This window comes from Pseudomonas sp. R76 (genome assembly GCF_009834565.1).
Taxonomy (GTDB): domain Bacteria; phylum Pseudomonadota; class Gammaproteobacteria; order Pseudomonadales; family Pseudomonadaceae; genus Aquipseudomonas.
Map to the genome: position 1 here is coordinate 6120950 of NZ_CP019428.1, position 22142 is coordinate 6143091.

The following is a 22142-nucleotide window of genomic DNA, read 5'->3' on the forward strand; positions in this document are numbered from 1 at the left end:
CGTGGCTTGAGGGTCAAACGGTCAGGTGTGCAAACGTGCCGCAGCGCGGCCAGGATCAGTCAGGCGCGCCAACGCCAGCGGGCCAGGGCCTTGATGACTTTCATCCAGAGTTTGCGAGTGACCACCACGATGGCGTTTCCAGAAGGGGTTGGTTCGATGTCGGGCAACGTTATCTCAGCGCCCGCTCCCAAGCAACCGGGGATTAGCAAGCGCAGGTCATCAATCACCAGCGCCGGCGACTCTTCGGCAATCGGCCGGCCATGGTTATAGCCGTAGCTCAAGGCCACGCACTGCACGCCGGCGGCTTTGGCGGCCAGCACATCACTGCGCGAGTCACCGACAAACAACGACTGCGAGGCCGGGATATTGGCCATCTTCATCACAAAGAACAGCGCTGCCGGGTCGGGCTTTTTCTGCGGCAAGGTATCGCCACCGATGATCCAGCGGAAATAACGGCCGATCTTCATCTGATCCAGCAGCGGCGCGACGAAGCGCTCCGGCTTGTTGGTGATCAGGGCCATTTCCACGCCCTGCTTGTGCAGCCACTTGAGCGTGTCACGCACACCGGGGTAAACCACGGTCAGTTCGTGGCCGTCTTCATAGGCGGCGTTGAACAGTTCCAGGGCGTGTTCGGCTTCCACTTCATCGACACCTTCGGCATCAATATTGTTGGCCAAGGCACGGCGCACCAGCATCTGCACGCCGTTGCCGACCCACATGCGCACCGACTCGATCCCCGCCGGCTTGCGCCCCAGCTTGAGCAGCATCTGGTCCACCGCTGCTGCCAGGTCGGGCACCGAATCGATCAACGTACCGTCCAGATCGAACATCACCAGCCGTGGCAGTTTGCCGAGGAACAGCTGCTCAAAGCCGCTCATGGACGCGCCAGCGCCAGTTCGGCACGCATCTTGTCGATGACTGCCTGGTAGTCCGGGGCGTTGAAGATCGCCGAACCGGCCACGAAGGTGTCAGCGCCAGCGGCAGCGATTTCACGGATATTGTTGACGTTGACGCCACCGTCGATTTCCAGACGGATATCCCGCCCGGACGCATCGATCAGCGCACGGGCTTCACGCAGCTTGTTCAGGGTGCCGGGGATGAACTTCTGCCCGCCGAAGCCTGGGTTGACGCTCATCAACAAGACCATGTCGACCTTGTCCATCACGTACTCGAGCACGCTCAACGGCGTGGCCGGGTTGAACACCAGGCCCGCCTTGCAGCCGCCTTCGCGGATCAGTTGCAGGGTGCGGTCGACGTGCAGCGTGGCTTCCGGGTGGAAGGTGATGTAGGTCGCGCCGGCCTCAATGAAGTCACCGACGATACGGTCCACCGGGCTGACCATCAGGTGCGCATCGATCGGCGCCGTGATGCCGTATTTGCGCAGCGCCGCGCAGACCATCGGGCCGATGGTCAGGTTGGGCACGTAGTGGTTGTCCATGACATCGAAGTGCACGAAGTCGGCACCGGCGGCCAATACCTTGTCCACTTCCTCACCCAGGCGGGCGAAGTCGGCGGAGAGAATCGATGGAGCGATAACGAAGGGCTGCATGACGCACCTTTTTTGAGCTAAATCACGATGGCGCGCATTGTATACCTCATGCTTTGCTGCGCGCACCGTGACCTAACTCAACGGTTAATACGCAGCCCGGTAGATTTTCTCGATATCCGCCGCACTGAGCTTGCGCGGATTGTTGCGCATCAGGCGCTCAATGCCCGCCGCTTCCGTGGCCATGGCGGGGATTGCGTCCTCGGGCACCCCGAAGCTGCGCAGGCCTGCCGGGATCTCGACTGCGGCACACAGTCGCGTCATCGCCTCAACGGCCTGGTCAGCGGCGTCGTTGACACTCAACCCCGTGACGTTCACGCCCATGGCCTGGGCAATGTCCTGCATGCGCTCCACACACGCCAGCTTGTTCCAGTGCATCACGTAGGGCAGCAACAGCGCATTGCTCACGCCATGGGCGATATTGAAACGCCCGCCCAGCGGGTACGCCAAGGCGTGCACAGCGCCCACGCCGGCATTGCCGAAGGCCATGCCGGCCATCAGGCTGGCGGTGGCCATGTCGTCGCGGGCCTGCAGGTTGGCCGGGTTGGCGTAGGCCTTGGGCAGCGCCCTGGCGATCAGCTTGATCGCGCCAATCGCCAGGGCGTCGGTGATCGGCGAGGCATTCAGCGACAGGTACGATTCGATGGCATGCACCAACGCGTCCACGCCACTGGCGGCGGTGACACTGCGCGGGCATGTGAGGGTCATTTGCGGGCTGATCAGCGCGACGTCCGGCAGCAAGTAATCGCTGACGATGCCCTTCTTCAGTTGGGCGGCTTTGTCGGAGAGGATCGCCACATTGGTCACCTCCGAGCCGGTGCCGGCCGTGGTCGGGATGGCGATCAACGGCGGGCCTTTGCGTGGCACCTGGTCGACGCCGAACAAGTCCGCCAGTTCGCCGTGGTAACCGGCATAAGCGGCGACGCTCTTGGCAATGTCGATGGCGCTGCCGCCACCGAGGCCGATCAGGCCGTCATGCCCGCCTTCGCGGTAGGCGCGCATGCAGTCTTCGACGATGGCGATTTCAGGGTCGGGCAGCACGCGGTCGAAAATTTCATAGGGGCGCTCACCCAAATGTTCCAGCGCCAGCGCCACGGTGCCGGACTTGACCAGCGCGGCGTCGGTGACGATCAGCGGGTTATCCACATCCAGGCGCGTGAGTTCAAAGGCCAGCTGTTCGATGGCGCCAGCGCCGGTCAGCAGTTTGTGGGCGATCTTGAATGAGGAGGTACTCATGTGCGCGGCCTCTTATTAATGATGGGCTGGCACAAGAGTAGCTGGGTATTTTGGGTTGCCTAGCATTCAGGGTCTGAATGGTCAGGTGGGCCCGGTCAATGTGGGAGCTGGCTTGCCTGCGATAGCATCAACTGGGTGCCACTGAATGACCGGGTCGCCAGCATCGCAGGCAAGCCAGCTCCCACATTTGATCCGGTTCCGACCGTTACACTTGGGCGGTGCGCAACTTTTCGCTGCGCCCGCGCAACCATTCAAGGGTCAGCAACAACAGCACCGAGAAGGCAATCAGCAACGTCGCCGCCGCGGCAATCGTCGGGCTGAGGTTTTCGCGGATGCCGCTGAACATCTGCCGAGGCAGGGTCGCTTGCTCAGGGCCGGCGAGAAACAGCGTCACGACCACTTCATCGAAAGAGGTCGAGAAGGCAAACAGCGCCCCGGAAATCACCCCCGGCGCGATCAGCGGCAAGGTCACCCGGCGAAACGCCGTCAGCGGCGACGCACCCAGGCTGGCCGCCGCGCGCACCAGGTTATGGTTGAACCCTTGCAAGGTCGCCGACACCGTGATGATCACAAACGGCACGCCCAGCACCGCGTGCACCACGATCAGCGAGAAGAAGCTGTTGCCCAACCCCAGCGGCGCAAAGAACAGGTAACTGGCCACGCCAATAATCACCACCGGCACCACCATCGGCGAAATCACCAGCGCCATCACCAGCGCCTTGCCGGGGAAGTTGCCGCGCGTCAGGCCAATCGCCGCCAGGGTACCGAACACCATGGCCAGCACCGTGGCCGCCGGGGCGACGATGATGCTGTTCTTCAGCGCACGCATCCATTCGGCCGAGGCGAAGAAGTCCTGATACCAGTGCAGCGAAAAGCCTTGCAGCGGGTACACGAGGAAACTGCCGCTGTTGAACGACAGCGGGATAATCACCAGCACCGGCAGGATCAGGAACAGCAGGATCAAGCCGCACAGGATCCGCAAGCTGTAGAACCACACCCGTTCCACCGGTGACATATAAGGGCTCAGCATTGCCAATTCTCCTCAGCTCAGGCGCAGGCGACTGGCGCCTACCAGCCGGTTGTAGATCAGGTACAGCACCACCGTCGCCAGCAGCAACAAGCCGCCCAACGCCGTGGCCATGCCCCAGTTGATGCTGGTGTTGGTGTAGAACGCCACGAAGTAGCTGACCATCTGGTCGTTCGGGCTGCCGAGCAGCGCCGGGGTGATGTAGTAACCAATCGCCAGGATGAACACCAACAGGCAACCGGCGCCGACACCGGCATAGGTTTGCGGGAAATACACACGCCAGAAACTGGCGAACGGATGGCAGCCCAGGGAAATCGCCGCGCGCATGTAAGTGGGCGAGATGCCTTTCATCACGCTGTAGATCGGCAGAATCATGAACGGCAACAGGATGTGCACCATCGAGATATAAACCCCGGTGCGGTTGAACACCAGCTCAAGGGGTTTATCGATCAGGCCCATGCCCATCAACGCGCTGTTGATCAGGCCACCGGACTGCAGCAGCACAATCCAGGCCGCCACTCGCACCAGGATTGAGGTCCAGAACGGCAGCAACACCAGAATCATCAGCAGGTTGCTTTTGCGCGCCGGCAGGTTGGCCAGCAGGTAGGCCAATGGATACGCCAGCAGCAGGCACACGAAGGTGATCACCAGGCCCATCCAGAACGTGCGGGCGAAGATGTCCAGGTAGATCGCCTGGTCCGGCGTGGCCGGGGCCACTTCGCCGAGGTCATCGATGCGATGATCGACGGCCGCCAACAGGTAATACGGCGTGAGGCTGCTGGTGTTACGCCGGATCGCCTGCCAGTACGCCGGGTCGCCCCAGCGTTCGTCGAGGCTTTCCAACGCGGCTTTATAAGAGGCCGGCGCGTCGGTAAACGGCAGCGCCCGCGCGGTTTTGGTCAGCAGGCTACGGTAGCCGGCCAGTTCCATGTTCAAGCGTTTGGACAGGTCGCCCAGGGTCTGGTTTTTGCGCGCTTCGCCCAGGTCTTCGCTGAGCGCCTGGTACACCGGCTCGCCCGGCAAGCCACGGCCGTCCCAGGTCTTGACCGCCACCACGGTACGCGGCAAGCCGCCCACCACTTCCGGGTTGCCGACGCTTTTGTAGAGCAGCGCAACAATCGGCACCAGGAACACCAGCAGCAAAAACAGCACCAGCGGCGCAATCAAGGCCTGGGCCTTCCAGCGATTGAGCCGCTCGGCACGCGCCAGGCGCTGCTTGAGGGTGGGGCTGGGAATGGCGATAACCATGGCAAACTCCGGAACTTGAAAATGAAAGCACTCTGCCCAACAACGCGGATCTCACATGGGAACGGGCTTGTGTGGGAGCGGGCTTGCTCGCGAATGCGGTGGATCAGCCCCCTCATGTGTTGACTGTCACACTGCATTCGCGAGCAAGCCCGCTCCCACACTTACCGGTTCCCACAAGGATTTAGCGGTGTTGCTGCTTACTTGGCAGCCCAGGAATTGAAGCGCTGCTCCAACTGCTCGCCGTTATCCGCCCAGAAGCTCACATCGATCTGCACCTGGTTGGCGATGTTCTCCGGCGTGGTCGGCATGTCTTTGAGCACATCCTTGGCCAGCAACGGCACGGCCTGGGTATTCGCCGGGCCGTAGGCGATGTTTTCCGAATAGGTCTTCTGCTGCTGCGGCTGCACCGAGAAGGCGATGAACTTCTTCGCCGCTTCGGCGCGGTCCTTGGCCAGGCCTTTAGGAATGGCCCAGGCATCGAAGTCGTAGATGCCGCCGTTCCACACCACTTTCAGGTTGCTTTCTTTTTGCACGGCGGCGATGCGGCCGTTGTAGGCCGAGCTCATCACCACGTCACCCGAGGCCAGGTATTGCGGCGGTTGTGCACCGGCTTCCCACCATTGGATCGACGGTTTGAGTTCATCCAGCTTCTTGAACGCACGGTCCTGGCCGTCTTTACCGGCCAGCACTTTGTACACGTCCTTCGGCGCCACGCCGTCCGCCATCAAGGCGAATTCCAGGGTGTACTTGGCGCCCTTGCGCAGGCCACGCTTGCCCGGGAATTTCTTGGTGTCCCAGAAATCCGCCCAACTGGTCGGTGCAGTGGTCAGCTTGTCGGCGTTGTACGCCAGCACGGTGGACCACACAAAAAAGCCCACGCCGCAGGGCTGAATCGCGCCCTTGACGTAGTCGGCGCCATTGCCGAACAGTTTCGGGTCAAGCGGCTCGAACATGTCTTCGTCGCAGCCACGGGACAGTTCCGGCGACTCCACCTCCACCAGGTCCCAGGACACGCTCTTGGTGTCGACCATGGCTTTGACCTTGGCCATTTCACCGTTGTACTCACCAGCAACGATCTTGCCGTTGCCCGCGCTTTCCCACGGTGCATAGAAGGCCTTGACCTGGGCCGCCTTGTTCGCGCCGCCAAAGGACACGACCGTCAGGTCCGGGCCTGCCATGGCCTGTGTCGCGCCCATCAAGCCGATGACCAGGGCGGAATATTTAAGGGATCTCAACATTGTTGTTCTCTCCACGTGCAGGGTTGGTGAAGCCATGGGGCGATTAATTCGCCTCTAGAAGTGGGTCGAGTGCGCGAACGTGCTCGACTTGCCAGCCAATCGGTACCACGTCGCCGACCGCCAGGGCTGGGTCCAGCTCGGCAATCGGTTGTTTCACAAAAAAATCGGCCTTGCCGCAGACTTCCAGGCGCACACGCACGTGGTCGCCCAGGTAGATAAATTCCGCCACCCGCCCAGAGAAGCGGTTGACACAGGATTCGCTGGAGCCATTGAGGCTGACGCGCTCCGGGCGCACCGACAGAGTCACCGGGCCGCCGATCTGGCCGACATTCACCGCCAGTGCCTCGACCTTTTCACCCCGCGCCAGCTCCACCACGCAACGCTCGCCGGTGTGGCTGTGCAGCCGACCATTGAGGCGGTTGTTCTCGCCAATAAAGTTGGCGACAAAGGTGTTTTTCGGTTCTTCGTACAAGGTGCGCGGCGCGGCGATCTGCTGGATCTCGCCCTGGTGGAACACGGCCACGCGGTCGGACATGGTCAGCGCTTCGCCCTGGTCGTGGGTCACGTACACCACGGTCACGCCCAGGCGCTGGTGCAGGTGCTTGATCTCCATCTGCATGTGTTCGCGCAGTTGCTTGTCGAGGGCGCCGAGGGGTTCGTCCATCAGCACCAGCTGCGGTTCGAACACCAGCGCCCGCGCCAGCGCAACACGCTGCTGCTGGCCGCCGGAGAGTTGCGCCGGGTAACGCTGGGCGAAGGCATCGAGCTGGACCATGCTCAATACACGTTTGACCCGCTCGCTGACGTCGGTCTTGCTCAAGCCGCGTACCGACAGCGGGAAGGCCAGGTTCTCAGCCACGGTCATGTGCGGGAACAACGCGTAGTTCTGGAACACCATGCCGATGTCGCGCTTGTGCGGCGGCACGTTGTTGATAGAGCGCCCGGCCAGCAGGATTTCCCCGGCGGTCGGCGTCTCGAAACCGGCGAGCATCATCAGGCTGGTGGTCTTACCCGAACCGGACGGCCCGAGCAGGGTGAGGAACTCGCCCTTGCGAATCTCCAGGTTGAGGTCTTTGACGATCAGGTTCTCGCCGTCGTAGCTCTTCTGCACGCCACGAAAGCTGACCAGCACATCATTTGAATCCACCTCGCTCATACCCGCACCTTTTTGTTTTGGACTGCTGTGGAACAAGCGTAGTCCAGGCGCGAGCCCCCGAAAATCGGGGGCCAGGAGAGAATCACATCAGCCGGATGGAAGGTTTGGGGTAGGGATCGCCCTACACCGATGGCGGGCACAGAACAGTGCGGCGGCAATCGTCAGCGTCTGCCGGCAAAGCCTATGTCGTAAACAGATACGCGCAGCGTCAGAAGGATGATCGTTCCCACGCTCCGCGTGGGAATGCAGCCCAGGACGCTCTGCGTCCCAAAGCGTGACGCAGAGCGTCACAAGAGGCGTTACCACGCGGAGCGTGGGAACGATCAAGGGGGTTATAGGAGTTTGTGTTCCATGGCGTACTTCACCAGCTCGGCCAGGGAGGTGATATGGAGTTTTTGCATCAACCGCGCCTTGTGGGTGCTGATGGTCTTGCTGCTCAGCGCCAACTGCTGGGCGATATCGTTGACGTTGGCGCCCTGGGCCAAACGCTCGAACACCGAGAACTCGCGCTCCGACAACAACGAATGCAGGGGCCGCGTATCGGTAAGGCCAACTTCAAAGACCATGCGGTCGGCCAGGTCCGGGTCGATATAACGCCCGCCCGCCGCGACCTTGCGAATCGCCGTGAGCAACAGCGCCGGGTCACTGTCCTTGGTCGCATAGCCCGCCGCGCCGACCTTAAGCGCGCGTGCGGCCATTTGCGCTTCATCGTGCATCGACAGCACCAGAATCGCCGGTGGGTTATTCAGTGCCCGGATCCGCGCAATCGCTTCCAGGCCATTCACGCCGGGCATCGAGATATCCAGCAACACCACCTCGCACGGCACATGGCGCAAGGTTTCCAACAACTGTTCGCCATTGCTGGCCTCACCGACCACCAACAGGTCTTTGGCCAGGCCGATCAATTGCTTGATGCCTTCACGGACAATGGTGTGGTCTTCGGCTACCAATACGCGAATCACAGGGGCTTCCTCTTATCGTTATGCATCCAACGGCACCGTGACACTCAAAGTGGTGCCCTCGCCCAATTCGCTGTGCAGGCTCAATCGGCCGCCCATCATCAGCACGCGCTCGCGCATACCCACCACGCCAAAAGATACCGGGCGGCCCTGGGCTTCGATGAAGCCGACGCCGTCATCGCTGATGGTCAACCGCAGTTCGGTGCCTTCAACGCTCAACGTCAGCTCGACAGTATGCGCCTGGGCATGGCGCATCACATTGGTCAGCGCCTCCTGCAGGATACGGAACAGGCCGATGGCCTTGGCATCGCTGAGGGCCGGCAGGTTATCCGGGACTTGCACCAGGCAAGGGATTTGCGTGCGGGCTTCAAAGCGACGGGCCTGCCACTCGATGGCCGAGCCAATGCCGGCGTCGAGAATCGGCGGGCGCAGTGCGGTGGCCACATCCCGGACCAGTTGGAACAGCTGGGCGATCAGGCGCTTCATGCTGTGCAAGCGCTCGTTCAGGCCTGGGTCCAGCTGCGCATAGGCCAACTCGCACATTGAGGTTTCCAGCTTGAGCACTGTGAGCATCTGCCCAAGCTCATCGTGCACTTCACGGGCGATGCGCGCCTTTTCTTCTTCGCGCACGGTTTCCAGGTGAGCCGACAGCTCGCGCAACTGTGCTTCGCTTTGCAGCAACGCCGACACGTAACGGCGGCGCTCGGTGACGTCGTTGAGGTAGACCACCAGGTATTCGCCGTCGGCAAAACGCAGAAAACTCAATGACACATCAGCCGGCAGGATGCTGCCGTCGGCGCGCACGCAATCGGTGGCGAAGGTTTGCGGGCCGTCCTCGCTGGCACGCGCGCGTTTCCACACATTGAGCCAGCGGTCCATGTTCAAGGTCGGGTCGACCTCGATCAGCGGTCGCTCGATCAATGCGCCAGGGGCATAGCCCAACATGGTTTCGGCAGCACGGTTGGCGTAACGCACATGGCTGTCCCAATTGACCCACAAGATGCCGACCGTACTCTGGTCGATAGAGAACTGCGTCAGCCGCAATGCTTCGGCACCGGCGGCGCGGGCGGCACTTTCTTCGCGGGCCGCCAGCAGGCCGTGTTCCAGGCTGCGTTGCTGACGGCGCTGCCAAAACACCACCGCCAGGCTGGCGAGCAAGAACATCGCCAAGAGCAGGCTGAGGTTTTGCCACAAGCCCGGAGATTCGCTCAGCCGTGGGTATTTGGGTTGCAGCCAGCGACTGTGCATTTGATCGAGGTCGCGGGCGGGTATCGCGCGCAAGGCGCTTTGCATGATGCTCGCCAGTTCCGGCCACTCACGACGGGTGGCCACGCGCAGCAACTGCGGCAAGCCGATATCACCGACCACCGCCAGCCCGGCAAACTCGGCCTCACCGGACAAGCGGCTCAACTGCGCCTCATCCACCACGGCATAACGCGCTTGCTGGCTCACCAACAATTGCAGGGCCTGGCGCTCCATGGGCACGCCTTGCAGGTTGAGGTTGGGATAGGTGCTGCGCAGGTAATCGGCCACTGCGCTGGGCATGCGCACGGCCACGCGGGACAACTCATCGAGTTTTTCCAGTTCCACCGCACCGCCGCCCTCGCGGATCCCGACGATATGCTGGGGCACGCGCATATAAGGGTCGGTGAACAGCCACAGACGCAAGCCGGCCGGGGTTTGTTGCAGGCCCGGGGCGATATCCACCTCGCCGTCGCGCACGGCGGCTTCCAACTGCTCCTGGCTGGGGAAGTTGCGCCAGGTCAGCTCGATATTCAGCGCTTTGGCCAGCCACTGCATCAACTCCACATTGGCCCCGGACAAGCGCTGCAGGCGCCGATCGTATTGTGCGTACGGGGCCTGCAATACCAGGCCCACGCGCAATTGCGGGTGCTGCGCCAGCCACTCACGCTGTTGCGCATTGAGCTGCGCTTGCGGTGCGGCAGGCGCAGGCGCGGCATTCGCCATCAAGGCAAAGCACAGACAGCCGATAACCAGCAGACAGCGAAAACCCATGATCCACGTCTCACATCACTGACAAATACTGACCAACCCATTAGGCTGCTGGAATCACTTCTGGCCGGGAATTAACGATGCCCTTTATCCACCGTTCGGCACTGCCAGCATTGTGCCTGTCGCTGCTATTTACCAGCGCCTTTTCTGTTCAGGCCGCCGACGCCCCCGCGCCCGCCGCCGAAAAACCGGCTGAACGCCAACCGCTGCCCGAGCGCAGCCAGGAAGAAGCCAGCGCCCTTGAGCGGCAAATTCCGCAGCATGAGCAGCAACAACTGCAGGCCGGCAGCGACTCCTTCCTGGCCTTGTGGAAACCGGCCAACAGCGCCGAGCCCGAAGGCGTGGTGATTATTGTGCCGGGCGCCGGCGAAAGTGCTGACTGGCCGCAAGCAATCGCACCGCTGCGACGCAAATTGCCTGACGCCAACTGGGGCACGCTGAGCCTGTCGCTGCCGGACGTGAACGTCGACACCTTGCCACCGCGCGTTATGGAATCGCCTAAAGCTGCGGTCGACACCAGCAGCAAGGACGGCAGCACCGCCGCCAAACCGATTGAGCAAGCCGCCAGCGCCGAAGCCGAAGGCACCGACCCGGCAGTGGTGCCGGGCACCGATGAGCAGGACAAGACCGACGCCAAGCGCATTTTCGACCGCATCGACGCCGCCGTGGCCTTCGCCCAAACCCAAAGCGCACGCAGCGTGGTGCTGCTCGGCCATGGCACGGGCGCCTGGTGGGCGGCGCGTTACCTGAGCGAGAAACAACCGTCCCAGGTGCAGAAGTTTGTGATGGTGGCCGGTAAGACGCCTGCTGCCCGGCAACCGGACCTGCAACAACTGGCCCCGGCGCTGAAAGTGCCAACGGCGGATGTCTTCTACCAAGACAGTGCCCTGGAGCGCAAAAACGCACTGGCGCGGGTCCAGGCTGCCAAGCGTGGCAAGAATGAGGGTTACAAGCAGGTGTCACTCAAGACTGTGCCCGGCAACAGTTCGGCTGAGCAGGAGCAGTTGTACCGGCGGGTTCGCGGGTGGTTGAGCCCGCAGGCTGCTGCTGAGTAACCTTGATCTGATAACCCAATCAGCTGTGGGAGCTGGCTTGCCTGCGATAGCGGGCTGTCAGTGACAACTGTTTAGCTGACACACCGCTATCGCAGGCAAGCCAGCTCCCACACTAATGGAGTTGGCAACTCAGGATTTGTGATGGCTAGCGAAAATCCCGGCGCTCGCGAATCAACGCGTAGGCGTTATGCAACTCACGGGTTCGCTCGGTCGCCTCGCGCACTTGCGCGGGGGTGGCACCTGTGCCGGCAATCTTGTCCGGGTGATGGCGGCTGAGCAGGCGGCGATAGGCACGCTTGATCACGGCCGGCTCGGTGGTCGACGTTACCCCCAGAATCCGCATCGCGTCCTGATAGGCTCCGCCGCGAGTGGCCAATGGCTTGCGTTCCTGCACGTAATCGGCCGCCAGCGCCTGCAACTGTTGTGGCGTCCAGCCGAGCCACTTGCCCCACAGGTCGATCAAGTCGCGTTCGGCGTGATCCGCCTTGCCATCCGCCCAGGCCATGCGCCAACACGCACGCAACACACCTTCCGCGGCATGAGGCTGAGCCTTGAGCACACGCAGATAAGTGCGCACCCGGTCGGAACCGGATTTACCCCGATTGAATGCGGTAATTGCCCGGCGCTGGGCGGACTCCGTCATGTCCAGCGAACGCATTTCCTGGCGCGCCTGTTGGATATGCCCGTCCACCACTCGGCCATTACTCTTGGCCAGGCGCCCCAACAACACGAACAACAATTCATCGTTGCGCAGCGCCGGGCGCCCGCCCAGGCGCTCGCGCAGCTGCGCCCAGCTTTGCAGTTGAAGACGGCGATCCAACGCCTGCCCCAGCAATGCCCCCAACAAGGCCCCCGGAATACTGGCAATGGCAAAGCCAGCCCCGGCACCAATCAGTGTCCCTGGCCACAACATCTTATTGCTCCGCAGTCAGCAAGGTTTCGACCTGCGCCAGGCGCTCCAGCGTGCCGACATCAATCCAGCGTCCCGCCATGTGTTCCCCCGTTACCAGACCTTTGGCCATGGCCGCCCGCAACAGCGGCGCCAGCTTGAAGGCACCGGCACTGCAACCCGCGAACAATTGCGGGTCGAGCACTGAAATGCCACTGAAGGTCAGGTTATCGGCACCGGGCGCTGCATCATGAAGCAACCCTTGGTCCAGGTAGAAATCGCCGCCTGAAGGGTGATGCGCCGGGTTATCGACCATCACCAGATGGGCCAGGCCTTGAAGCGGCCGGCGCAGTTGGGTGAAGTCGTAGTCGGTCCAGATATCGCCATTGACCACCAGGAACGGTTCGTCGCCCAGCAACGGCAAGGCCTGGAAGATCCCGCCGCCGGTTTCCAACGGTTCGCCTTCGGCCGAATACTGAATACGAAGGCCAAACTGCGCACCGTCGCCCAAGTAGCTTTCGATCTGCTGGCCGAGCCAGGCATGGTTGATCACGATTTCGCTGAAACCGGCCTTGGCCAGCGCTTCAAGGTGATACTCGATCAGCCGCTTGCCGCCCGCCTGCACCAGCGGCTTGGGCGTGTGCAGCGTGAGCGGACGCATCCGCTCGCCCTTGCCCGCCGCCAGGATCATGGCCTTCATACGCCCGCCTCGACGGGTTCGCTCAGGCTGGCAAACAGTTCGCCCAGCTCGGCCAACTCAGGGCGGTCTGCCAGCACTGCTTCTATGTAAGCAAAGAAGCGCGGTACGTCGGCCAGGTAGCGTGGCTTGCCGTCGCGATGGCAGATGCGCGCGAAAATGCCGATGACCTTGAGGTGACGCTGCACGCCCATCAGGTCACTGGCACGCTGGAACTCTTCGAAATCGGCCTGCACGGGAATGCCCAGTTGCCCGGCACGCTCCCAATAGCCACGTTGCCACTCGCGTACGCGCGCTTTCGGCCAGCTGAGGAACGCGTCCTTGAACAGGCAGGTGATGTCGTAGGTGACCGGGCCGTAGACCGCGTCCTGGAAATCCAGCACCCCAGGGTTCGGTTCGCTGATCATCAGGTTGCGCGGCATATAGTCGCGATGCACCAACACTTTAGGCTGGGCCAGGGCGCTGTCGATCAAGTGATCGCTGGCGCGCTGCCACAAAGCCTGCTGCTGTGCATCAAACTCGATACCCAAATGCCGGCGAACGTACCATTCCGGAAACAGTTCCAGCTCACGGCGCAGCAACGCGACGTCATAGCTGGGCAGCGGCGTGTCCATCGGCAATTGCTGAAAAGCCAGCAGCGCATCGATGGCATCGGCGAACAATGGATCGGCGTTTTGCTCGTCAATCACGTCCAGATAGGTTTTTCTGCCCAGGTCATTAAGCAAAAGAAAGCCGCGCGGCAAATCTTCTGCATAAATTTTTGGCACATTTATTCCTGATTTCGCGAGTAAATCAGCGATATCGACGAAAGGTTTGCAGTTTTCCTGGGGGGGTGGCGCGTCCATTACGACGAAGGTTCGACCGCCGCCCTCCCAGCGGAAATAACGCCTGAAACTCGCGTCGCTGCTGGCTGCGGTCAATGTGGCCGGTGGTACGGCACCCCAGTCCTGAGCGTTGAAAAGGATCGGCAACTGCTCATCCAGCCAGACTTTCAGCTGTTGTAAACGTAGATCTTGCTCGGGCATTACAAGGGTCTCCGACGGCGCTAGCCGTCAAGCGGGTCATGCTTTATTATCACGCATCTTTTTCAGACCATCGAGAGGCGTGCGGCCCAAACCGCGGGCAGATGGCACGCAGGAAGCCCGGACTAATAAGATGGCATTGAAATCCCCCGCGTTTCGTAGAAAATTTCCGTTGCTGGTAACCGGCAGTCTGCTGGCCATGCAACCTTTCGCCACCTCATTCGTGGTCGCCGCGGAACAGTATGACTGCTCAGTCTCTGCTTCGGGTGCCTGGGATTGCGCGCCAAAAACGGCCGCAGCCCCGTTGCCACCACGCCCGGTGCATGACGGCGCAGCCGTCAGCTCGGCCAACAGCACGGCGCAAGCCGAGGCTGGCGGCAGCGCCGAGGCCGAACCGAAGACCGCGCTGGTCACCGAAGCCAAGGGCCGGGGCCTGCGTGCGCGCAGCGCCGACTACAGCCACCTGGACTGGGTGCCTCGCGAGAAGCTGACCGCAGCCCAGTTGGCCGAAACCGGTCCTTATTGCTCCGGCGCGTACATCGAGCCGATGCGTCCTGGCATGAACGACAAGACGAACAAGAGCGATGCGCCGACCTTTATCGGTGCCAAGGCCTCTCGTTACGAGCAGGAACAGCAAGTGGCAACCCTGGCCGGTGACGTTGTCATGCGCCAGGGCAGCATGCAGCTGGAGGCTCAGGAAGCCAGCCTGTATCAGGCCGAGAACCGTGGCGAGCTGAACGGCGACGTCCGTCTGCGCGACAACGGCGCCCTGATCGTGGGCGACCATGCCCAGGTCCAGCTCGACACCGGCGCCGCCCAGATCGACAACGCCGAATACGTGCTGCACAAGTCGCGTATCCGCGGTAACGCGCTGTACGCCAAGCGTGCCGAAAACGCGATCATCCGTCTCAAGGACGGTACGTACACCACCTGCGAGCCGGACAGCAACGCCTGGCAGCTCAAAGGCAACAACATCACGTTGAACCCGGCCACCGGTTTCGGTACGGCAACCAACGCGACGTTGCGGATCAAGAACATTCCGATCCTGTACACCCCGTATATCTATTTCCCGATCGACGACCGTCGTCAATCCGGCTTCCTGCCGCCGAGCTTCAGCACCGGCAGCGAAACCGGCTTCACGCTCGTTACGCCGTACTACTTCAACCTGGCACCGAACTACGACGCCACGTTGTACCCGCAGTACATGACCAAGCGCGGCTTGTTGATGGAAGGCGAATTCCGCTACCTCACCAAATCCAGCGAAGGCCAGTTCGGCGGCGCGTACCTGAACGACGACAGCGACGAGCGGAAAAAACAGACCGACTACGAAAAAACTCGCTACATGCTCAACTGGCAGCATAAGGGCGGGCTGGATTCGCGTCTGTCGACCCAGGTCGATTACACCAAGATCAGCGATCCTTTCTACTACCAGGACCTGAAGTCCTACCAGGAAGGCATCCAGACCCAGGACTTCGTCAACCAGCAGGGCTCCGTGACCTATCGCGGCGACAGCTACCAGGCTCGTTTGAACCTGCAGGCGTACCAACTGGCGACGATTTCCCAGATCACTCCGTATAACCGGCTACCGCAGATCACCTTCAACGGGATGTTGCCGTACCACCCGGCTGGCGTGAACTTTACCTACGAGACTGAAGCCGTCCGGTTTGACCGGGACCTCAGAAGCGGCAGGGTTCTCGACGAAAACGGCGGCCCAGTTAATCCAGACGGCAGTTTGGGTGAGCAACGCCTGGACGAATATGTGAGGGGCTTAACCCGCGCAAACGGTACTCGTCTGAACGTAGCACCGGCCGTCGAATACCCGATGAACTGGACTTACGGTTTTATTACGCCGAAGCTCAAGTACGTTTACACCAAGTACGATCTTGACCTGGACTCTACCGGCAAGGACCAGATCATTTTTGATCGAAACAACGCGACAGCGGCCAACCCTTACGCTGGCGGCAATTTCAAGAGCTCACAAGACCGCGCCATTCCGATCGCCAGTGTAGACAGCGGCCTGTACTTCGACCGCAACACCAACTGGTTCGGCAAAGACTATCGCCAGACTCTGGAACCGCGCGCCTACTACCTCTATGTCCCGAACAAGGACCAGAGCGATATCCCGGTGTTCGACACCAGTGAATACTCGTTCAGCTATGCCTCGCTGTTCCGCGACAACCGCTTCAGCGGCAACGACCGGATCGGCGACGAGAACAAGCTGTCCCTGGGCGTGACCAGCCGCTGGATCGAAGAGAACGGCTTCGAGCGTCAACGCGTGTCCGTGGGCCAGGCGCTGTACTTCAAGGATCGCCAGGTTCAACTGCCAGGTATCCTGGCTTCCGACCGCGCCGACGCAAATACCGATGTGTCGCCGATCGCGCTGGACTACGAGTTCCGCTTCAACCGTGATTGGCGCGCCACTGCCGATTACAACTGGGACACCGAAAGCCACAGCCCTCGCTCCGGCAGCGCGATGTTCCACTACCAGCCGGAAGATAACCCCAACAAGGTTGTCAACCTCGGTTACCGCTATCGCAACGACCAGGTGGTGTACAACCAGCTGACCGGCAAATGGCAGTTCGGTGGCGACTACGGCACCCCGGGCCAAGCGAACTTCGTGAAGGATTACTACAAAATCCAGCAACACGACTTCTCGATGATGTGGCCGATCATTCCTCAGTGGAACCTGATCACCCGCTGGCAGTATGACTATGCCCGCAACCGTACACTGGAAGCCTTCGGTGGTTTCGAGTACGACAACTGCTGCTGGAAACTGCGCGTCATCAACCGTTACTGGGTTTCCAACGACGAATACAGCCAGATCGCCCCGCTTAACGAAAAGGGTGACCACGGGCTCTTCTTCCAGATCGTCCTCAAAGGACTCGGCGGCCTGACCGGCGCCAAGGTAGAGAGCTTCCTCGACAAAGGCATTGAAGGTTATCGTGAACGTGAAGACCAAGCTTTCTGATTGCTTGCGCCCGCTAGTGCTGGGCGCGCTGTTCCTGGGAACCGTATCGGCACACGCTGCGGTTCAACAGCTGGACAAGGTAGTGGCCATCGTCGATAACGACGTGATCATGCAGAGCCAACTGGACCAACGGGTCAAGGAAGTTCAGCAAACCATCGCCAAGCGTGGTGGCGGCGTGCCGCCTACCAGCGTGCTGGACCCACAGGTGCTGGAACGCCTGATCGTTGAAAACCTGCAACTGCAGATCGGCGATCGTTCCGGCATCCGTATCTCGGACGAAGAGCTGAACCAGGCTGTTGGCACCATCGCTCAGCGCAACAACATGAGCATTGACCAGTTCCGCGCCGCTCTGGCTCACGACGGTTTGTCCTATGAGGACGCACGTGACCAGATCCGCCGCGAAATGATCATCAGCCGTGTGCGTCAGCGCCGTGTGGCCGAGCGAGTTCAGGTGTCCGAGCAGGAAGTGAAGAACTTCCTGGCATCGGACGTGGGCAAGATGCAGCTTTCTGAAGAACTGCACCTGGCCAACATCCTGATCCCGACACCGGACAGCGCCAACGCCGAGCAGCTCAATGCAGCCGCCGCAAAAACCCAGGCCGTGTATGACCGCCTGAAAGCCGGTGCTGACTTTGCCCAGACGGCGATTGCCGTATCGGGTAGCGACAACGCCCTGGACGGCGGTGACATGGGCTGGCGTAAAGCCGCGCAATTGCCACCTCCGTTTGACCGCGAACTGAGCGCCATGCAGCCAGGTGAAATCACCCAGCCAGCACGCACGCCAGGCGGTTTCATCATTCTCAAGTTGCTGGGAAAACGCGGCGGCGAGACCTCGCTGAAAGACGAAGTGCATGTTCGTCACATCCTGGTCAAACCAAGCGAAATCCGTACCGAGGCGCAAACCAAGGAACTGGCCCAGAAGATCTACGACCGCATCGAAGGCGGTGAAGACTTCGCCACCCTGGCCAAGAGCTTCTCGGAAGACCCAGGTTCGGCCCTCAACGGTGGCGACCTGAACTGGATCGACCCGAAAGCCTTGGTGCCTGAGTTCCAGCAAGTGATGGCCGATACGCCGCAAGGCGTTCTGTCCAAGCCGTTCAAGACCCAATATGGCTGGCATGTACTGGAAGTCCTTGGCCGTCGCGCCACCGACAACACCACTCAGGCCCGCGAGCAACAAGCACTGACCGTGTTGCGTAACCGCAAATACGATGAAGAGCTGCAGACCTGGTTGCGTCAGATCCGTGACGAAGCCTACGTAGAAATCAAGCTGCCAGGCGCCGAGCAAACAGGCACCGACCAGGCAGCACAGTGAAACCCCAGCGTTTCGCGGTAACACCCGGCGAGCCGGCCGGCATTGGTCCAGACCTGTGCCTGCTGCTCGCCTCGCACCCTCAGCCACACCCCCTGATTGCCATTACCAGCCGCGACCTGCTCCTCGAGCGGGCCGCGCAGCTGGGTGTGGCTGTCACTTTGCTGGACGTGGCACCGGGCAACTGGCCCGACCTGCCGGCACCTGCGGGCAGCCTGTACGTTTGGGACACCCCGCTTGCAGCCAAGGTGGTTGCCGGGCAACTGAACAAGGCCAATGCGGCATTTGTGCTGGAAACCCTGACGCGCGCCGGTCAAGGCTGCATCGACGGCGACTTCGCCGGCATGATCACCGCGCCGGTACACAAAGGCGTGATCAACGAATCCGGTATCGCCTTTTCCGGGCATACCGAATTCCTCGCCGAGCTGACCCACACCGCCCAAGTTGTGATGATGCTGGCCACACGCGGCCTGCGCGTGGCCCTGGTGACCACGCACCTGCCGTTGCGCGATATCGCCGACGCCATCACCGCCGAGCGCGTGGAGCGCGTTACACGAATCCTGCACAGCGACCTGCAACAGAAATTCGGCATTGCCCAGCCGCGCATCCTGGTCTGCGGGCTTAACCCGCACGCCGGTGAAGGCGGCCATTTGGGCCATGAAGAAATCGACATTATTGAACCGACATTAGAGCGCCTGCGCCAAGAAGGCATGGACCTGCGTGGCCCACTGCCTGCGGACACTCTGTTTACCCCCAAGTATCTGGAGCACTGCGACGCAGTGCTGGCGATGTACCATGACCAGGGGCTGCCCGTGCTGAAATACAAAGGCTTTGGCGCCGCAGTCAACGTGACACTGGGCCTGCCGATCATCCGTACTTCCGTCGACCATGGCACAGCCCTGGACCTGGCGGGCAGCGGCAAGATCGATACCGGCAGCCTGCACGTGGCCCTGGAAACCGCCTATCAGATGGCCGAGACCCGTATATGACTGAGCATTACCAACACCGGGCGCGCAAGCGCTTCGGGCAAAACTTCCTGCACGACGCTGGCGTCATCGACCGTATCCTGCGCTCCATCCACGCCAAGCCCGAAGACCGCCTGCTGGAAATCGGCCCGGGCCAGGGCGCCTTGACCCAAGGCCTGTTGGCCAGTGGCGGGCAGCTCGACGTGGTGGAGCTGGACAAGGACCTGATCCCGATCCTCAACCAGCAGTTCGCCGGTAAACCCAATTTCAACCTGCACCAGGGCGATGCGCTGAAGTTCGACTTCAACAGCCTCAATGCCGCGCCCAACAGCCTGCGGGTAGTGGGCAACCTGCCTTACAACATCTCCACGCCGCTGATTTTCCACCTGCTGAACAACGCCGGGATCATCCGCGACATGCACTTCATGCTGCAAAAAGAGGTGGTTGAGCGTTTGGCGGCGGGCCCTGGCGGAGGTGATTGGGGCCGTCTGTCGATCATGGTTCAGTACCATTGCCGCGTAGAGCACCTGTTCAACGTCGGCCCTGGGGCTTTCAACCCGCCGCCGAAAGTCGACTCGGCCATCGTGCGCCTGGTGCCTCACGCGGTGCTGCCGCACCCGGCCAAGGATCACAAGCTGCTGGAGCGTGTGGTGCGTGAAGCGTTCAACCAGCGCCGCAAGACCCTGCGCAACACGCTCAAGGCCCTGCTGAGCAATGCCGAGATCGACGCCGCCGGCGTCGATGGCAGCCTGCGCCCCGAGCAACTGGACCTGGCTGCGTTCGTGCGCCTGGCCGACCAGCTCGCGATCCAGCCTGCGCCGGCCGCGGAATAAGCGGCACTGTGGGAGCGGGCTTGCCCGCGATGGCGGTGGCTCAGCCAAACATGCAGTGACTGACACACTGCATTCGCGGGCAAGCCCGCTCCCACATTTGTCCTGCGTCTTACTGAAAGCTCTCGTCAGGCCGTTGCTCTCTAAAGGCCAAACAGCATGTCTGGCCTAGTGCCCTGTTGATGGCCTAGACTGATCCGCATCTGCTGTCCTCCGCTTTTGCTTTTAAGGCCTCTTGCATGTCCGATCCTCGCTACCAGATCGACGTCAGCGTCGTCACCCGCTTCCTCGCGGACCAATCGCAACCCGAACATAACCGTTTCGCCTTCGCCTACACCATCACGGTGAAGAACAACGGGCAGGTGCCGGCCAAGCTGCTGTCGCGCCACTGGGTAATCACCGATGGCGACGGCCAGGTCGAGGAAGTCCGCGGTGCCGGTGTGGTCGGCCAGCAACCGTTGATCGACATTGGCGCCAGCCATACCTACAGCAGCGGCACAGTGATGACCTCCAAGGTCGGCACCATGCAGGGCTCGTATCAGATGAAAGCCACTGACGGCAAACTGTTCGACGCCATCATCGCGCCCTTCCGTCTCGCAGTGCCGGGAGCCCTGCACTGATGGCGACGTACGCGGTCGGCGACCTGCAAGGCTGCCTGGCGCCCCTCAAGTGTTTGCTAGAGCGCGTGGTTTTCAACCCGACCAGCGACCGACTGTGGTTGGTGGGTGACCTGGTCAATCGTGGCCCCGAGTCCCTGGAAACCCTGCGCTTTCTTTATAAGATGCGCGACTCGTTGGTGTGTGTGCTGGGCAACCATGACCTGCACCTGCTGGCGGCCGGCGATAACATCGAGCGTCTGAAAAAGGGCGACACCCTGCGCGAAATTCTCGAAGCGCCAGATCGCGCCGAGCTGCTGGAGTGGTTGCGTCGGCAGAAACTCATGCATTACGACGAAGGCCGCAATATGGCCCTGGTGCATGCTGGCATCCCGCCGCAGTGGACGCTGAAGAAAGCCCTCAAGTGTGCTGCCGAAGTCGAGAGCGCCCTGGCCGATGACAACCTGTACACCGCCTTCCTCGACGGCATGTACGGCAACGAGCCGGTCAAGTGGGACAACGACCTTACCGGTGTCGCCCGCCTGCGCGTGATCACCAACTACTTCACCCGCATGCGTTTCTGCACCGCCGAAGGCAAGCTCGACCTCAAGAGCAAGGAAGGCGCCGACACCGCGCTGCCCGGCTACAAGCCTTGGTTCGCGCACAAGGAACGCAAGACCCGTGACACGAAGATCATCTTTGGCCACTGGGCTGCCCTTGAAGGCAAGTGCGAAGAACCCGGCGTGTTTGCCCTCGACACCGGTTGCGTGTGGGGCGGCGCCATGACCCTGATGAACATCGACACCGGCGAGCGCCTGAGCTGCCAGTGCGAACCTACCCTTCCCGTCACACTGCCGGCCGCCAAGCCATAGGAGCCCGCCATGAGCGAATTCAAACGTATCCCCCCTGAAGAAGCCCTGGCCCTGCGCAAGCAAGGTGCCGTGGTCGTCGACATCCGCGATCAGCCGACCTATGCAAACGCTCACATCAGTGGCGCGCAGCATTTGGACAACCACAACATTGCCGACTTCATCCGCGCCGCCGACCTCGACGCGCCGGTGATCGTGGCCTGCTATCACGGCAACTCCAGCCAGAGCGCGGCCGCTTATCTGGTCAGCCAGGGTTTCTCCGACGTCTATAGCCTGGACGGCGGCTTTGAGCTGTGGCGTTCGATTTATCCGTCAGAAATTGCCTCTAGCGATTCGCAATAATTTTTTTCACACCCCGCTACCCTGCGTGACGCTTGGGCTCGCGCCGTTTCTGACGAACGGCGCAGCCAAACTAATTGCGTATCCCGCCTTGACCTCCCGGATTCCGAACTATCCTTAAGCGCAGGCCATCCGAATCAGGGGAGAGCCGGTACACCGGCGTGCGGGTCATCGGTA

General features: G+C 61.5%; 20 protein-coding genes. 8 read left to right on the forward strand and 12 right to left on the reverse strand.

Features of this window, described 5'->3' with window-relative positions; genetic code table 11:
• Positions 1-59: 59 nt before the first annotated feature.
• The 9 genes from PspR76_RS27780 to PspR76_RS27820 all read right to left on the reverse strand — a co-directional run bounded on the left by PspR76_RS27780 (position 60) and on the right by PspR76_RS27820 (position 10426).
• Entirely contained in the window at positions 60-878 is an 819-nt protein-coding gene (locus PspR76_RS27780; protein WP_159960338.1) for a phosphoglycolate phosphatase, read from the reverse strand.
• Positions 875-1549 carry a ribulose-phosphate 3-epimerase gene (gene rpe / locus PspR76_RS27785; RefSeq protein WP_003194703.1) on the reverse strand — a complete coding sequence of 225 codons (675 nt, stop codon included), beginning with the start codon at positions 1547-1549 and terminating at the stop codon, positions 875-877. Before rpe ends, PspR76_RS27780 begins: the two co-directional genes overlap by 4 nt.
• A gap of 84 nt (positions 1550-1633) precedes the next feature.
• The gene (locus tag PspR76_RS27790; protein ID WP_159960340.1) at positions 1634-2782 is read right to left on the reverse strand and encodes an iron-containing alcohol dehydrogenase; all 1149 of its coding nucleotides are present in this window, start codon (positions 2780-2782) and stop codon (positions 1634-1636) included.
• 205 nt (positions 2783-2987) lie between these two features.
• The gene (locus PspR76_RS27795) at positions 2988-3812 is read right to left on the reverse strand and encodes an ABC transporter permease (protein WP_028618151.1); all 825 of its coding nucleotides are present in this window, start codon (positions 3810-3812) and stop codon (positions 2988-2990) included.
• Positions 3813-3824: 12 nt separating this feature from the next.
• Complete coding sequence (locus PspR76_RS27800) at positions 3825-5057, reverse strand: ABC transporter permease (RefSeq protein WP_159960342.1); 1233 nt, start codon at positions 5055-5057, stop codon at positions 3825-3827.
• A 197-nt stretch (positions 5058-5254) separates the two neighbouring features.
• A complete protein-coding gene (locus PspR76_RS27805; protein ID WP_159960344.1) occupies positions 5255-6295 on the reverse strand; it encodes an ABC transporter substrate-binding protein in 1041 nt (346 codons plus the stop codon).
• Between the two features lie 43 nt (positions 6296-6338).
• Entirely contained in the window at positions 6339-7451 is a 1113-nt protein-coding gene (locus PspR76_RS27810; protein ID WP_159960346.1) for an ABC transporter ATP-binding protein, read from the reverse strand.
• A gap of 332 nt (positions 7452-7783) precedes the next feature.
• Positions 7784-8413, reverse strand: coding sequence for a response regulator (locus tag PspR76_RS27815; protein WP_049711271.1), 630 nt, complete (start codon positions 8411-8413; stop codon positions 7784-7786).
• 18 nt (positions 8414-8431) lie between these two features.
• Entirely contained in the window at positions 8432-10426 is a 1995-nt protein-coding gene (locus tag PspR76_RS27820) for a sensor histidine kinase (protein WP_159960348.1), read from the reverse strand.
• Positions 10427-10503: 77 nt separating this feature from the next.
• Here PspR76_RS27820 and PspR76_RS27825 point away from each other — a divergent pair, with 77 nt between their 5' ends.
• Positions 10504-11478 carry an alpha/beta hydrolase family protein gene (locus PspR76_RS27825; protein WP_159960350.1) on the forward strand — a complete coding sequence of 325 codons (975 nt, stop codon included), beginning with the start codon at positions 10504-10506 and terminating at the stop codon, positions 11476-11478.
• A gap of 145 nt (positions 11479-11623) precedes the next feature.
• Here the strand turns inward: PspR76_RS27825 and PspR76_RS27830 are convergent, their stop codons facing one another.
• The 3 genes from PspR76_RS27830 to PspR76_RS27840 are packed head-to-tail and all read right to left on the reverse strand — an operon-like array spanning position 11624 to position 14089.
• Positions 11624-12391 carry a TerB family tellurite resistance protein gene (locus tag PspR76_RS27830; RefSeq protein WP_159960352.1) on the reverse strand — a complete coding sequence of 256 codons (768 nt, stop codon included), beginning with the start codon at positions 12389-12391 and terminating at the stop codon, positions 11624-11626.
• Position 12392: 1 nt separating this feature from the next.
• Positions 12393-13067, reverse strand: a complete 675-nt coding sequence (murU, locus tag PspR76_RS27835) for an N-acetylmuramate alpha-1-phosphate uridylyltransferase MurU (RefSeq protein ID WP_159960353.1) — start codon at positions 13065-13067, stop codon at positions 12393-12395.
• Positions 13064-14089, reverse strand: coding sequence for an aminoglycoside phosphotransferase family protein (locus PspR76_RS27840; RefSeq protein WP_159960354.1), 1026 nt, complete (start codon positions 14087-14089; stop codon positions 13064-13066). Before PspR76_RS27840 ends, murU begins: the two co-directional genes overlap by 4 nt.
• A 130-nt stretch (positions 14090-14219) precedes the next feature.
• Here PspR76_RS27840 and PspR76_RS27845 point away from each other — a divergent pair, with 130 nt between their 5' ends.
• From PspR76_RS27845 to glpE, 7 genes are all read left to right on the forward strand, one after another.
• A complete protein-coding gene (locus PspR76_RS27845) occupies positions 14220-17054 on the forward strand; it encodes an LPS-assembly protein LptD (protein ID WP_159960357.1) in 2835 nt (944 codons plus the stop codon).
• Positions 17035-18369 (forward strand): peptidylprolyl isomerase, encoded by a 1335-nt coding sequence (locus PspR76_RS27850; RefSeq protein ID WP_159961648.1) that lies wholly within the window; start codon positions 17035-17037, stop codon positions 18367-18369. Before PspR76_RS27845 ends, PspR76_RS27850 begins: the two co-directional genes overlap by 20 nt.
• Positions 18366-19355, forward strand: coding sequence for a 4-hydroxythreonine-4-phosphate dehydrogenase PdxA (pdxA, locus tag PspR76_RS27855; RefSeq protein ID WP_159960359.1), 990 nt, complete (start codon positions 18366-18368; stop codon positions 19353-19355). The genes PspR76_RS27850 and pdxA overlap by 4 nt, the downstream gene beginning before the upstream one ends.
• Positions 19352-20164, forward strand: coding sequence for a 16S rRNA (adenine(1518)-N(6)/adenine(1519)-N(6))-dimethyltransferase RsmA (gene rsmA / locus PspR76_RS27860; protein WP_159960361.1), 813 nt, complete (start codon positions 19352-19354; stop codon positions 20162-20164). The genes pdxA and rsmA overlap by 4 nt, the downstream gene beginning before the upstream one ends.
• Before the next feature lie 236 nt (positions 20165-20400).
• Positions 20401-20781 carry a Co2+/Mg2+ efflux protein ApaG gene (gene apaG, locus PspR76_RS27865; RefSeq protein ID WP_069551974.1) on the forward strand — a complete coding sequence of 127 codons (381 nt, stop codon included), beginning with the start codon at positions 20401-20403 and terminating at the stop codon, positions 20779-20781.
• Complete coding sequence (locus PspR76_RS27870) at positions 20781-21629, forward strand: symmetrical bis(5'-nucleosyl)-tetraphosphatase (protein WP_159960363.1); 849 nt, start codon at positions 20781-20783, stop codon at positions 21627-21629. The genes apaG and PspR76_RS27870 overlap by 1 nt, the downstream gene beginning before the upstream one ends.
• A 9-nt stretch (positions 21630-21638) precedes the next feature.
• A complete protein-coding gene (glpE, locus tag PspR76_RS27875) occupies positions 21639-21968 on the forward strand; it encodes a thiosulfate sulfurtransferase GlpE (RefSeq protein ID WP_159960365.1) in 330 nt (109 codons plus the stop codon).
• Positions 21969-22142 lie beyond the last annotated feature (174 nt).

Coding starts and splice junctions, on each gene's coding strand:
- PspR76_RS27840 (WP_159960354.1), bottom strand. CDS start 14,089: ATGCCCGAGCAAGATCTACGTTTACAACAGCTGAAAGTCTGGCTGGAT.
- glpE (WP_159960365.1), top strand. CDS start 21,639: ATGAGCGAATTCAAACGTATCCCCCCTGAAGAAGCCCTGGCCCTGCGC.
- rpe (WP_003194703.1), bottom strand. CDS start 1,549: ATGCAGCCCTTCGTTATCGCTCCATCGATTCTCTCCGCCGACTTCGCC.
- rsmA (WP_159960361.1), top strand. CDS start 19,352: ATGACTGAGCATTACCAACACCGGGCGCGCAAGCGCTTCGGGCAAAAC.
- PspR76_RS27795 (WP_028618151.1), bottom strand. CDS start 3,812: ATGCTGAGCCCTTATATGTCACCGGTGGAACGGGTGTGGTTCTACAGC.
- PspR76_RS27800 (WP_159960342.1), bottom strand. CDS start 5,057: ATGGTTATCGCCATTCCCAGCCCCACCCTCAAGCAGCGCCTGGCGCGT.
- PspR76_RS27790 (WP_159960340.1), bottom strand. CDS start 2,782: ATGAGTACCTCCTCATTCAAGATCGCCCACAAACTGCTGACCGGCGCT.
- murU (WP_159960353.1), bottom strand. CDS start 13,067: ATGAAGGCCATGATCCTGGCGGCGGGCAAGGGCGAGCGGATGCGTCCG.
- PspR76_RS27805 (WP_159960344.1), bottom strand. CDS start 6,295: ATGTTGAGATCCCTTAAATATTCCGCCCTGGTCATCGGCTTGATGGGC.
- PspR76_RS27870 (WP_159960363.1), top strand. CDS start 20,781: ATGGCGACGTACGCGGTCGGCGACCTGCAAGGCTGCCTGGCGCCCCTC.
- PspR76_RS27830 (WP_159960352.1), bottom strand. CDS start 12,391: ATGTTGTGGCCAGGGACACTGATTGGTGCCGGGGCTGGCTTTGCCATT.
- PspR76_RS27780 (WP_159960338.1), bottom strand. CDS start 878: ATGAGCGGCTTTGAGCAGCTGTTCCTCGGCAAACTGCCACGGCTGGTG.
- PspR76_RS27845 (WP_159960357.1), top strand. CDS start 14,220: ATGGCATTGAAATCCCCCGCGTTTCGTAGAAAATTTCCGTTGCTGGTA.
- PspR76_RS27810 (WP_159960346.1), bottom strand. CDS start 7,451: ATGAGCGAGGTGGATTCAAATGATGTGCTGGTCAGCTTTCGTGGCGTG.
- PspR76_RS27820 (WP_159960348.1), bottom strand. CDS start 10,426: ATGGGTTTTCGCTGTCTGCTGGTTATCGGCTGTCTGTGCTTTGCCTTG.
- apaG (WP_069551974.1), top strand. CDS start 20,401: ATGTCCGATCCTCGCTACCAGATCGACGTCAGCGTCGTCACCCGCTTC.
- PspR76_RS27825 (WP_159960350.1), top strand. CDS start 10,504: ATGCCCTTTATCCACCGTTCGGCACTGCCAGCATTGTGCCTGTCGCTG.